Below are 11,674 nucleotides of genomic sequence, written 5' to 3' on the forward strand. Positions count from 1 at the left end.
TTCCGTTCCGCCTCTCTATGACAGAGGTAAAATTTGCGCTAAGTCTGGGCAAACAGATCGGAGAGCATCCATGAAGACCTTGATTCTGAGCACCGCCTTCCTCTCGCTCGTCTCGGCGCCCGTCGTTGCAGAGGCGGTCGTGCAAGCCCCCGTGACCGCGCTGGAAATCGCGCAGGCCGCCAATGCCTGCCCGGGTCAGCAGATCTCGGAAGCCTCCTTCACCGTGACCAACAGCGTCCGCGTCGTGTGCAAACCCGCCGCCCCCCGCGTGACCAATCAGTCCACGCCGCTGGTCGGCCAGCTGGGCAGCTACGGTCCCATTCTGGGTCTCGCCGCCGCAGGCGCCGCGATCGCCGTGATCAGCAGCAACGGCAGCACCTCGGGCACCAACTAAGGCGCCCGTTCCGGCCCCCACAGCCCCGCGCCGGGGCTGAACCGGCGGTTGTCCACGGGGTCCGGGCCGCCCTATCCCGCGCGTGTGCCCCGCCTTGGCCGGGCGCCGCGCTTCTGTCTGTTGCCCCTTCCGGCCCCCTGCCGGGATCGCAGCCCCCGCTTTCCTTCCGGTCTGCAAGGATCACCCCCGTGACCCGCGCATATGTCATGTCCCTGCCTCAGCACAGCCGGTCGCAGAACTGGTTCGTCGCCCAGTTGAAACCCAACGGGCTGGCGATGGCGCAGCGCAATCTGGATCGGCAGGGCCTGCAGCATTTCGCCCCCCTGCGGCACGAATCCGTGCGCACCCCCCGCGGGATGAGCCGCCGGGCCCGGGCGTTGTTTCCCGGCTATATCTTTGTCACGCTCGAGCCGTTCTCTCCGGAATGGCGGGCGATCAATGCCACCCGCGGCATTTCCCGGCTGGTGGTGTCCGATCCGCGCAGACCGCGCCCCTTGCCCGATGGGTTCCTCGATGCGCTGCGCGCCCGCTGCGATGCCAGCGGCACCTTGATGCACAGCCCGCCCGACACATTCGCCCCCGGGGACCGGGTGCGGATCCTGTCGGGGCCGTTTGCGGAAATCGTGGCGGTGGTGGAGCATCTCGACGACACCAGCCGCCTGCGGCTGATGATGGATCTGATGGGCCAGAAGGTCACCGTGACCCTGCCCGCCCATAGTGCCGAGAAGGCAGGTTAGTGCCGGTTTTGGCGCTTGGCCGCCCGGCCTGCCCGGCCCCGTGCCATGCCCGATCCGATGCCAGATCCGATGCCGGATGCCCGCCGGGTGATCTAATGGCCACAGCCCCCCGTCCCCGGCGCCCGATCCGGTCCGCGACGGGTGCGGGCCTGCGGGAAACCCGGTATGAACAGGACAGCCCCAGCGCCAGAGGAACCCATTTGCCGCGCCGTGTCCTGATATCTGCCAGCCTGTGCTGTCTCGGCCTGAGCGCCGCCGCCGAGCCGGTGCTCGACACCGGGCTCAACAGCTTCGGCGCGCCCGGCCTGATCGATATGCCCTCCGCCCTGTCGCGTCCCGACGGGCAGCTGGCCCTGACCGCCAGCCATTTCCAGAACAACCAGCGCACCACGCTGAGCTTTCAGGTCACGCCGCGACTGTCGGGCAGCTTCACCTATGCCCATATCGACGATCTGACCCGCAACGGCACGGTCGGGGAATTGTTCGATCGCAGTTTCTCACTGCATTACCGGCTGGCGGATGAAGGGCTCTGGCAGCCCGCTTTCGCCATCGGGCTCAACGATGTGCTGGGCACCGGCGTCTACCGCTCCGAATATCTCGTCGCGACCAAGACCCTGACCCCCGCCCTGCGCGTCACCGGCGGCATCGGCTGGGGCCGGCTGGCGGGGGTGGACAGCTTCACCAATCCGCTCGGCCTGATCGATGACAGCTTCGAAACCCGCGAGGCCCGCGACGGCAATCTAGGCGGCGAGGTCGAACTGGGCGAGGCCTTTCACGGGCCTGCCGCGCTGTTCGGCGGGCTGGAATGGCAGGCCACCGACACGCTTAAGTTCACGTTGGAATATTCCTCCGACGACTACCCCTACGAAGGCGAAAGCAGTTTCGAGTATCGCAGCCCGGTCAATGTCGGGGTCAGCTATCGCCCGCGCCCGGATCTGGAACTCAGCGCGCGCTATCTCTACGGCAGCCAGCTGGGTCTGCAGGCCAGTTTCTTTGTCGATCCCACCGCCGCCCGCGCCCCCAGCGGGCTGGAGAAGGCCCCGCCGCCCGTGGCCGTCCGCAGCGCCGCCGAACTGGGCTGGCCGCAGGATACCAGCTGGGCCGCCGCCCCCGCCCGGCGCGACAGCATCGCCATGCAGGCCGAACAGGCGTTGCGCGCGCAGGGCATCGATCTGGTCGGTCTGGTGCTGGATGCCGATCGCGCCCGCGTCGAAATCGTCAACGAAACCTATCTTCAGCATCCCGAGGCGATCGGGCGCAGCGCCCGCGCCATGACGCAGGTGCTGCCTGCCTCGGTCGACCGGATCGAGGTGGTTCTGGTGGCCAACGGCATGCCCACCAGCGTCACCACCCTGCGCCGCCGCGATCTGGAAGATCTGGAATTCGCTTTTGACAATGGCTGGTCCAGCTTTGCCCGCGCCCGGTTCGGCGATGCGCCCGGCCCGCTGGCGCCGCTGCCGGGCAGCTATCCCCGGTTCGAATGGGATCTCGGCCCCTATCTCACGCCCAGCCTGTTTGATCCCGACGGCCCCCTGCGCGCCGATCTGGGGCTGGAGCTGAACACCCGCTACGCCCCCGCGCCGGGCCTGCTGTTTCGCGGGCAACTCCGCAAGAAGGTCGTCGGCAATCTCGACGAAACCACCCGCCAATCCGATTCCGTCCTGCCCCGCGTGCGCAGCGACTATAACCTCTATGATACCGAGGCCGATCCCCGCCTGACCGAATTGACCGGCGCGTGGTTCTTCCGCCCCGGGCGCGATCTCTACGGGCGCGTCAGCGCGGGCTATCTGGAGCCCTATTTCGGCGGCGTGTCGGCGGAACTGCTGTGGAAGCCGGTGGCCAGCGACTTCGCCCTCGGGGTGGAGGCCAATTACGTCGCCAAACGCGACTATGACATGCTGTTCGGCTTTCAGGATTACGAGGTCGCGACCGGCCATGTCTCCGCCTATTACGAATGGGACAACGGCTATTTCGGCCAGATCGATGTCGGCCGGTATCTGGCCGGGGACTGGGGCACGACCCTGACGCTGGAACGCACCTTCGACAATGGCTGGCGGGTCGGGGCCTTTGCCACTTTCACCGATGTCTCCTTCGAGGACTTCGGCGAAGGCTCCTTTGACAAGGGCATCACCCTGACCATTCCCATCGGGCAGATCACCGGCCAGCCCGACCGCGACACCTACAGCACCGTCCTGCGCCCGGTGCAGCGCGATGGCGGCGCGCGGCTCGATGTGTCGGACCGGCTCTATGATGTGGTCCACGACACCCATGTGCCCGAATTGCAGGAAGGCTGGGGGCGGTTCTGGCGATGACCCTGCGCGCCCCCCTCCTGCCCCGGCTGCGGCGCCCGGTATTCAGGCCGCGTCTTGCGCTGCTGTTGCTGGTGCCGCTGGCCCTTGCCGCCTGTGCCCGGCCCGCGCCGCCGGACCTGCGCGCCACGCTGAGCCGCGCCCAGATCGACGGGTTCGACCAGCCCCTGATCCTTGCCGAATTGCCGCAACTGGGCACCGGTGCCACGCTCGTGCCCGTCGCCCGCAACGGCGATGTGCGCACATGGTCCACCGCCGACGGGGTGGGGCTGTCCTATCGCGACGGGCTGCCGGTGGCGACGCGCGGTCTGGGCGTGGATCTGATGAACGCCGATGTCACCGGCAGCCTTGCCGCGATCGCGGGCCGCACGCCCCCCGGCATGGTCGACGGCTACTACCCGCGTTTTCATTCCCATCTCGATGGCGCCGGGCAGATCCGCTACCTCAGCTTCCAGTGCCGCGTCACCGCGCGCCGCACCGAAACCATCACCCTGATCGGACAGCGCCATGTGGTGCAACGGATCGACGAAACCTGCCACCTGCCCGAGACCCGCGTCGAAAACAGCTACTGGCGCGGCGATGACGGCACTTTGTGGCGCACGAAACAATGGCTGAGCGAGGATGCCGGCTACCTCATCACGGAGCGTTTGAAGACATGATGCCGCGCATGGCCCCCCCCAGATCCGACCAAACTCCCTGTGCCACGCCGCGCCGGGCCGTTCCCCGGTTGCGCCTTGCCGCGGGCGCGCTGCTGGCCACGCTGACGCTGGCGGCCTGCGGCATCACCTATACCGCGCCCAGCGTATCGCAAAGCGCAGGCGGCGCGGCGGTGCGGGTCGTCGATCTCGACGCGCAGACCGTGTTGCTGGCCAATCGCGATCCCTACCGCCCCCGCACCCTGCCCGCGGCCTTCTCGGTCACCGCAGGCGGCAGCGGCATGGGGCGCGGGGTCGGCGCCTTGCCCACACCGCCCGTCGTGCCGCAGGAACGCCCGGTGCCGCTGGACCTGCGTCCGCCCCCCGCCACCGCGCCCGCGCCCTACCGTCTGGGCATCGGCGATGTGGTGTTGCTGGCCACCCGGGGCACCGCCTCCACCATTCAGGAATTGTCGGGGCTGATGGCGATCCAGAACCAGCGCCAAGGCTTCACCGTGCGCGACGACGGCGCCATCGCCATCCCCGAGATCGGCAATGTGCAACTGGCCGGACTGACGCTGGAAGATGCCGAAGCCGCCGTATTCCGGCTGCTGGTGGAAAACGGTCTGAACCCCGTCTTCTCGCTGGAAGTGGCGGAATTCAATTCCCGCCGCGCCACCATCGGCGGCGCCGTGGGCCGGCCCGCCATCGTGCCCATCGGCCTGACCCCGCCCAACCTGCGCGAGGCCCTGACCGCTGCCGGCGGCATTTCGGCCCGCGATCAGGATTACGTCTCTATTCGGCTGTATAGAGACGGAAATCTCTACCAGATCCCCTTTAAGGATTACATGGCGCGCGCCGATCTGCAGCAGCTGTATCTGCAAAATGGCGACGCGGTCTATGTCGACACCACCTATGATCTGGAACGGGCCTTTGCCTTCTACCAGCAGGAAATCGGTGTGATCTCCCTGCGCCAGTCGGCCCGCGCGCAGGCTCTGGGTGAACTGTCTCAGGAAATCTCCCTGCGCCGTGCCGCGCTTGGCGAAGAGCGCAGCAATTACCAGACCCGGCTCGATCTGGATGCGGTGGACCGCGATTACGTCTATCTCGCCGGGGAGGTCGCGCAGCAGAGCCGCTACACCCTGCCGTTCGAGCGTCAGGCCACGCTGGCGGATGTGCTCTATGGCAGCGGCGGCTTCCCCGCGCTGACCGGCGATCCGTCCGAAATCTATGTGCTGCGCGCCTCCTCCAATCCGGCGGAATTCGGCGCCATCACCGCATGGCATCTCGATGCCTCCAACGCGGTGAACCTGACGCTCATGACCCGGATGACGATGCGCCCCGATGATATCGTCTTCATCGAACAGCAGCCGATCACCACATGGAACCGCGCCCTGCAACAGGCCCTGCCGCTGCTCAATCAGGCGACGACGGCGGTCAGCAACTAAGCGTCCGGGCTTCGGGGGACGATCCCGAAGCCCGGCCCCGCCCCGAAGCCCGGCCCCAGCGGGCCGCAGCCCCCTGCGACCGGACGCCTCGGGCAAAAATCCGCATCTGTTTATTTACAAACGTCCTGCCAAGGTTAACGTTAACGTCAACGGACCCCTGAGCAGGGGCTTCTTCCGGGCGTGGGGTCCGGCAGGCCGTGACGACCCGCCGACCCGGATGACGACCGCCCGGACCGAAACGCACCGCATAGACGGCCCGGTTCGGTCCGCGCAGACGCCCCTAGAGCCTCCATCGCCCAGCGGTTCCGCCACAGCAGGACCGGGGATCTTCCGGCGCAGTTGCAGGCAGGCACGCGATGCAGACGACGTTGTTTTCCAAATTCGTGCGGCGCTATATCCGGCGCGGCAACCTGACCATCCGCTTTCCCGACGGGCACGTTGCCCGGTTCGGCGATGGCCACGGACGCGCCCTGCGATTCCATCTGACCAGCCGCCGGGCGATGTGGCGGCTGGCGCTGCATCCCGACCTCGCGCTGGGGGAGTTGTTCATGGAAGATCGCCTGCGGATGGAGCAGGGCCGCATCCATGACCTGCTGGAACTGATCTTTACCAATGTGCGCACCGATCAACTGACCGGAATGCAGCAACTGACCCGCCGTGGCTCGGCGCTCCGGGCGCGGCTGGGACAGGTCAACACGCCCCTGCGCGCCCGCCGCAATGTCGCCCATCACTACGATCTGAACGATGATCTCTACCGGCTGTTTCTGGAGGAGGACCGGCAATATTCCTGCGCCTATTTCGAGCATCCCGCCGCCACGCTGGAGGAGGCCCAACTGGCCAAGAAGCGCCATGTCGCGGCCAAGCTGCACCTGCCGCCTGCCCCGGATTACGCTGAAACAGAGACTGTTTTGAACGGCAGCCCCGCCCAAGGGCAGGCAAATAGGGCCGCGCGCAATGGCCATGCCGCCCCCGGCACAGTCCGGACCAGCCCTGCCCGCAGCAATGGTCACGCCGCGCCGCGTCCCGCGCCCAGTGTGCTTGATATCGGTTCGGGCTGGGGCGGGCTGGGCTTGTATCTTGCGCGCCACTACGGGGCCGATGTCACCGGGGTCACCCTGTCGCGCGAACAGCATCGGGTGTCCAACGACCGCGCCCGCCGCGCCGGGCTGGACGGGCGCGTCCGCTTCGAAATGCAGGATTACCGCAGCCTCGCGCGCCGCTTCGACCGTATCGTGTCCGTGGGCATGTTCGAGCATGTCGGCCGCGCCCATATCGACACGTTCTTTGCCTGTATCGCCGATCTGCTGGCCCCCGATGGCGTGATGCTGCTGCATTATATCGGCCAGTCAGGCCCCCCTGCCCCGACCAGCGCCTGGGTGCGCAAATACATCTTTCCCGGCGGTGACATGCCCGCCTTGTCAGAAGTGCTGCCCGCCATTGAGCGCCACGGGCTGATCGTCACCGATATCGAGGTGCTGCGCCTGCATTACGCCGAAACCCTGCGCCATTGGCGCGAGCGGTTTCTGGCCCGGCGGCAGGAGGCGGTGGCACTGTATGACGAGCGCTTCGCGCGGATGTGGGAATTCTACCTTGCCGCCGCCGAAACCAGTTTCCGCCATCAGCGGCTGGTCGTGCATCAGATCCAACTGGCCCGGCGGCTCAATGCGCTGCCTGTCACCCGCGACTATATCACCGCCGAGGAGGCCCGTCTGCGGCCACGGGACGGCGGCGGCGACAGCCCCCTGCCCGCCCCGCATTCCGTCACTGATCCAGCCCGATCCGCCGCCGGGGCGGACCCGTCCCGGCCTCATTGAGCGGCCCGGCTCAATCGCCGCCGAACAGATCGCGGGTAAAGACCTTCTCGGCCACATCGGCCAGATCGTCGGTGGCGCGGTTGGCGACGATGACATCGGCCTCGGCCTTGAATTTCTCCAGATCGGTTTCCACCCGGCTGGCAAAGAATTCCGGCGCGTCGAGCGCGGGCTCATAGACGATCACCTCGATGCCCTTGGCCTTCACCCGCTTCATGATGCCCTGGATCGAGCTTTGGCGGAAATTGTCCGACCCCGCCTTCATCACCAGCCGGTAGATGCCCACCACCTGCGGGCGGCGTTCGATGATGCGGTCGGCGATGAAATCCTTGCGCGTGCGGTTGGCATCGACGATGGCGCGGATCAGGTTCTGCGGCACCTCGGAATAGTTCGCCAGCAGCTGCTTGGTGTCTTTCGGCAGGCAATAGCCGCCATAGCCAAAGGAGGGGTTGTTGTAATGCGCGCCGATCCGCGGATCGAGCCCGACGCCTTCGATAATCTGGCGGCTGTCCATGCCAAGCGCCATGGCGTAGCTGTCGAGCTCGTTGAAATAGGCCACCCGCATCGCAAGATAGGTATTGGCGAAAAGCTTGATCGCCTCGGCCTCGGACGGATCGGTGTAGAGCACCGGCACATCCGTTTCCAGCGCGCCGTCCAGCAGCAATTCGGCAAAGACCCGCGCCCGGTCGGAGCGCTCGCCCACGATGATCCGCGACGGGTGCAGGTTGTCGTAAAGCGCCCGGCCCTCGCGCAGGAATTCGGGGCTGAAGATCACCTGATCGGTGGCCAGTTCGGTGCGGATGCCTTCGACGAAGCCCACCGGCACCGTCGATTTCACCACGATCGTAGCGTGGCGGTTCACCGCGATCACCTGCCGGATCACCGCTTCCACCGACGAGGTGTCGAAATAGTTGCTGACAGGGTCGTAATTGGTCGGCGTCGCCACGATCACGAATTCCGCGTCGCGATAGGCCGCGTCCGGCTCCGTGGTGGCGCTCAGATCCAGCTTATGCCCGGCGAGGTAGTCCTCCAGTTCCGCATCCGCGATCGGGCTTTTGCGGTCATTGACCAAAGCCACCCGCTCCGCCGAAATATCGACCGCCACAACCGTGTTGTTCTGCGCCAGCAACACCGCATTCGACAGACCCACATAGCCGATCCCGGCAACAGCGATTTTCATGATCCCGATCCTCTTCTGCCTGAACGGAGCTTGCATATCCGCCGCAGAAAGCACGGATCGCAGGGGGGAGGCCAGTGCCGGGGGCGAAGTTTTCGCAAGCCCCGTCCCCCTCGCTCGCCCCCTCGCCCGCACAGACGGGCGGCAGGTTAGGGCAGGCCCCGCTCAGGTTAACCTTTCGGAAACCATGACCGGCGCATGCTGGCCCCATGGCCTATAGCGCGATCACCCCCGTTTTGCTGGCCGGTGGCTCCGGCACCCGGCTCTGGCCCCTGTCCCGGCGCAGCTACCCTAAGCAATTCGTGCCGCTGACCGGGGCGCTGTCGCTGTTTCAGCACACCGCCCGGCGCCTGTCGGGACAGGCGGTGGAGGCCGGGCGCTGGCTCGCCTTTGCCAAACCGCTGGTGCTGACCAACAGCGATTTTCGCTTTATCGTCACCGAACAACTGGCGGAGATGGGCATCGATCCCGGCGCCATCCTGATCGAGCCCGAGGGCCGCAACACCGCGCCTGCGATCCTTGCCGCCGCGCTGCATCTGCTGCGCGCCGATCCCGATGCGGTGATGCTGGTCGCGCCCTCCGATCATGTCGTGCCCGATACGGCCGCGTTCCATGCCGCCATCGCCCGCGGGCTGGAGGCGGTGCGCGCGGGCGATCTGGTCACCTTCGGCATCACCCCCACCCATCCTGAAACCGCCTATGGCTATCTGGAATTGTCGCAGCCCGCCCGCGATGGCACCCCGGTCAGCCTGCAACGCTTCGTCGAAAAGCCGGACGCCGCCCGCGCCGCCGCGATGCTGGCGCAGGGCAATTACCTGTGGAATGCGGGGATCTTTCTGGTCTCCGCCAAGGCTCTGATCGCGGCGTTCGAGACATACGCCCCCGATCTTCTCGCCCCTGTCGGCGCCGCGCTCGACGGCGCGCAGACCGATCTGGGATTTCTGCGGCTGGCCTCTGGCCCATGGGCGCAGGCCCCCGACATCTCGATCGATTACGCGGTGATGGAAAAGGCCCGCAACCTGTCGGTGGTGCCCTTTGCCGAGGCGTGGTCGGATCTGGGTGGCTGGGATGCGGTCTGGCGCGCGGGCGATCCCGATGCGCAGGGCACCGTCACCTCCGGCACGGCCACGGCGATCGACTGCACCGGCTCCCTGCTGCGCTCCGACAGCGAGCATCTGGAACTGGTCGGCATCGGGCTCGACAATATCATGGTGGTCGCGATGAACGACGCGGTGCTGGTGGCCGACATGTCGCGCGCGCAGGATGTCCGCAAGGCGGTCGAGGCGCTGCAGGCCCGTGGCGCCGCGCAGGCCACCACATTCCCCAAGGATCACCGCCCCTGGGGCTGGTTCGAAAGCCTCGTCACCGGGCCGCGGTTTCAGGTAAAACGCATCCTCGTCCATCCGGGCGCGAGCCTCAGCCTGCAAAGCCATTTCCACCGCTCCGAACATTGGATCGTGGTCGAAGGCACGGCCCGCGTCACCCGCGATGATGAAACCCGGCTCGTGACCGAAAACGAATCCATCTACCTGCCGCTTGGCTGTCGCCATCGCATGGAAAACCCCGGCAAGGTGCCCATGGTCCTGATCGAGGTGCAGACCGGCACCTATGTCGGCGAGGATGACATCATCCGCTACGAAGACGTCTATGCCCGTGGACAGGGCGCACGCGGCTAAGGCGCGCTGCCTGCCGCGGCTCAGGCCTGCTGCCCCTCGCGCTGCGCTCTGGCACATCCTCTCCCCGCAGCACCCCGCACGCGCCTGTCCGGGGCAGGCATATCGTCCCGGCAATGCCCCCCGCTCCGGCGCAGGAAAATCGCAAAAATCGGCCTCCGGTGTAGGTGTATACAAGTTCGATAAACTGGTATCCACTTCGCGTTTAGAATTATGAACCCCGGATTTCCGCGTTTTATCAATGCGTTGACGGCATCCCTCCGGGGTGCTGCACCTGCATCCCCGCCCCTGTCCCGGCGGCTGTAAACCCTTCGTCAATAATTCCTGCTCACGTTCGGTCTTGGGTGAACCGCGCTGCTCCATTGCTCAGCCGGTCTTTTGCGAGGATAGACCATGACCATGTTCATGACCCCGTGCCACGGCACGGACTGGCACGGCTCTGCCTGTGCGACACAGCGATCCAACCGGGGGGGCGATCAGACCGCTCCGCGTCGGACGGAGCGTTTCACGGCAGCGATGCGGCGCATTCCGCTTCTGCCCGATCAGCGCCCCGATCAACTGGCCGACCGGCTTGCCGATCAGCTGCATGACCGGATCGCCGGCCCCGACAGCGCCCCGGGCGCCGCGCCCGGCGTGACCGAGGCTGCCGCGCAAACCGGCCTTCTGCGGCGGGTTCTTGCCGGTCTCGTCGGGTCAACACGGGCGAAAACTCGCGCGGTGACAGGGTTCCTATACGTCCGCATAGGGGGTTTAGCCTCCTCCCCGTCTCCCAAACCCGACCTGTTTCGCTATCAACGACGGGCCTTTTTCCGGAGACCTCCCCCCATGTCCGCAACATCCCCGCCCGAAACCAACGCCCCCTCCCGCAAGGCCCCCCTTGCCGCCCGCCTGACCGACAGTCTGCGCCGCCGTCTGACCAAGCTTGTCGTGCTGGGCGCGCTGGCGGGCGGGCTGGGCGTCGCGGGCAGCGCCGAGGCACGGGTGATGGAAGCCACCCGCCATCTGCCGCAAAAAGGCATCGTGGTGATCGGGGACGATCCGGGCGGCTATATCGACACCCGGCTGGAACAGATCCGCCGCCTGCGCCAGACCAACCAGCCGGTGCAGATCCGCGGCAGCTACTGCAATTCCACCTGCACCATGTTCATCGGCCTGCCCAATGCCTGCGTCGAGCCGCAGACGGAATTCGGCTTTCACGGGCCGTCCTATTCGGGCCGCCGCATGCCGCGGGCGGAGTTCGACCATTGGTCCCGGATCATGGCCGCGCATTACCCCGCGCAGGTGGCCGACTGGTTCATGGAAACCGCGCGCAAGCGTATTCGCGGCCTGCACACCCTGCGCGGCGATAAGCTGATCCGCATGGGCGTGGCGCGCTGCCCCCGCGCGACGGTCACCGCCGGGCGCTGAGCCCTCCCTCTCTCCCCCTCCCCGCGCGGCCTGCCGATGGGCCTGCGCAGGATGGGCGCCTGCGGGCGGGGTCTGACCCCTCT

9 protein-coding genes are annotated in these 11,674 nt (G+C 66.8%); 8 read left to right on the forward strand and 1 reads right to left on the reverse strand.

Annotated elements, in window-relative coordinates; all coding sequences use genetic code 11:
* Window positions 1–70 precede the first annotated feature (70 nt).
* The 6 genes from CBW24_RS17510 (at window position 71) to CBW24_RS17535 (ending at window position 7,337) form a co-directional block, all read left to right on the forward strand.
* The gene (locus tag CBW24_RS17510) at window positions 71–394 is read left to right on the forward strand and encodes a hypothetical protein (RefSeq protein ID WP_097374555.1); all 324 of its coding nucleotides are present in this window, start codon (window positions 71–73) and stop codon (window positions 392–394) included.
* A 188-nt stretch (window positions 395–582) separates the two neighbouring features.
* On the forward strand, window positions 583–1,131 hold the full coding sequence (nusG, locus tag CBW24_RS17515; RefSeq protein WP_088664947.1) for a transcription termination/antitermination protein NusG: 549 nt from the start codon (window positions 583–585) through the stop codon (window positions 1,129–1,131).
* 200 nt (window positions 1,132–1,331) lie between these two features.
* On the forward strand, window positions 1,332–3,443 hold the full coding sequence (locus CBW24_RS17520; RefSeq protein WP_157773265.1) for a YjbH domain-containing protein: 2,112 nt from the start codon (window positions 1,332–1,334) through the stop codon (window positions 3,441–3,443).
* Window positions 3,440–4,099 carry a YjbF family lipoprotein gene (locus CBW24_RS17525; protein ID WP_088664945.1) on the forward strand — a complete coding sequence of 220 codons (660 nt, stop codon included), beginning with the start codon at window positions 3,440–3,442 and terminating at the stop codon, window positions 4,097–4,099. Before CBW24_RS17520 ends, CBW24_RS17525 begins: the two co-directional genes overlap by 4 nt.
* Window positions 4,100–4,107: 8 nt before the next feature.
* On the forward strand, window positions 4,108–5,523 hold the full coding sequence (locus CBW24_RS17530) for a polysaccharide biosynthesis/export family protein (protein WP_088664964.1): 1,416 nt from the start codon (window positions 4,108–4,110) through the stop codon (window positions 5,521–5,523).
* A 356-nt stretch (window positions 5,524–5,879) separates the two neighbouring features.
* Window positions 5,880–7,337, forward strand: a complete 1,458-nt coding sequence (locus CBW24_RS17535; protein ID WP_097374556.1) for an SAM-dependent methyltransferase — start codon at window positions 5,880–5,882, stop codon at window positions 7,335–7,337.
* A 10-nt stretch (window positions 7,338–7,347) separates the two neighbouring features.
* Here CBW24_RS17535 and CBW24_RS17540 read toward each other — a convergent pair whose 3' ends face one another.
* On the reverse strand, window positions 7,348–8,514 hold the full coding sequence (locus CBW24_RS17540; protein WP_097374557.1) for a nucleotide sugar dehydrogenase: 1,167 nt from the start codon (window positions 8,512–8,514) through the stop codon (window positions 7,348–7,350).
* A gap of 206 nt (window positions 8,515–8,720) precedes the next feature.
* Here CBW24_RS17540 and CBW24_RS17545 point away from each other — a divergent pair, with 206 nt between their 5' ends.
* On the forward strand, window positions 8,721–10,187 hold the full coding sequence (locus tag CBW24_RS17545; RefSeq protein WP_097374558.1) for a mannose-1-phosphate guanylyltransferase/mannose-6-phosphate isomerase: 1,467 nt from the start codon (window positions 8,721–8,723) through the stop codon (window positions 10,185–10,187).
* 822 nt (window positions 10,188–11,009) lie between these two features.
* Window positions 11,010–11,591 (forward strand): hypothetical protein, encoded by a 582-nt coding sequence (locus CBW24_RS17550; protein ID WP_157773266.1) that lies wholly within the window; start codon window positions 11,010–11,012, stop codon window positions 11,589–11,591.
* Window positions 11,592–11,674 lie beyond the last annotated feature (83 nt).

Origin of the sequence: Pacificitalea manganoxidans, assembly GCF_002504165.1 — a bacterium.
Lineage (GTDB): Bacteria > Pseudomonadota > Alphaproteobacteria > Rhodobacterales > Rhodobacteraceae > Pacificitalea > Pacificitalea manganoxidans.

What these genes read in the sequence shown, in the direction of transcription:
- CBW24_RS17510 (WP_097374555.1), top strand. Translation starts at nt 71, where the DNA reads ATGAAGACCTTGATTCTGAGCACCGCCTTCCTCTCGCTCGTCTCGGCG.
- CBW24_RS17545 (WP_097374558.1), top strand. Translation starts at nt 8,721, where the DNA reads ATGGCCTATAGCGCGATCACCCCCGTTTTGCTGGCCGGTGGCTCCGGC.
- CBW24_RS17525 (WP_088664945.1), top strand. Translation starts at nt 3,440, where the DNA reads ATGACCCTGCGCGCCCCCCTCCTGCCCCGGCTGCGGCGCCCGGTATTC.
- CBW24_RS17535 (WP_097374556.1), top strand. Translation starts at nt 5,880, where the DNA reads ATGCAGACGACGTTGTTTTCCAAATTCGTGCGGCGCTATATCCGGCGC.
- CBW24_RS17530 (WP_088664964.1), top strand. Translation starts at nt 4,108, where the DNA reads ATGGCCCCCCCCAGATCCGACCAAACTCCCTGTGCCACGCCGCGCCGG.
- CBW24_RS17540 (WP_097374557.1), bottom strand. Translation starts at nt 8,514, where the DNA reads ATGAAAATCGCTGTTGCCGGGATCGGCTATGTGGGTCTGTCGAATGCG.
- CBW24_RS17550 (WP_157773266.1), top strand. Translation starts at nt 11,010, where the DNA reads ATGTCCGCAACATCCCCGCCCGAAACCAACGCCCCCTCCCGCAAGGCC.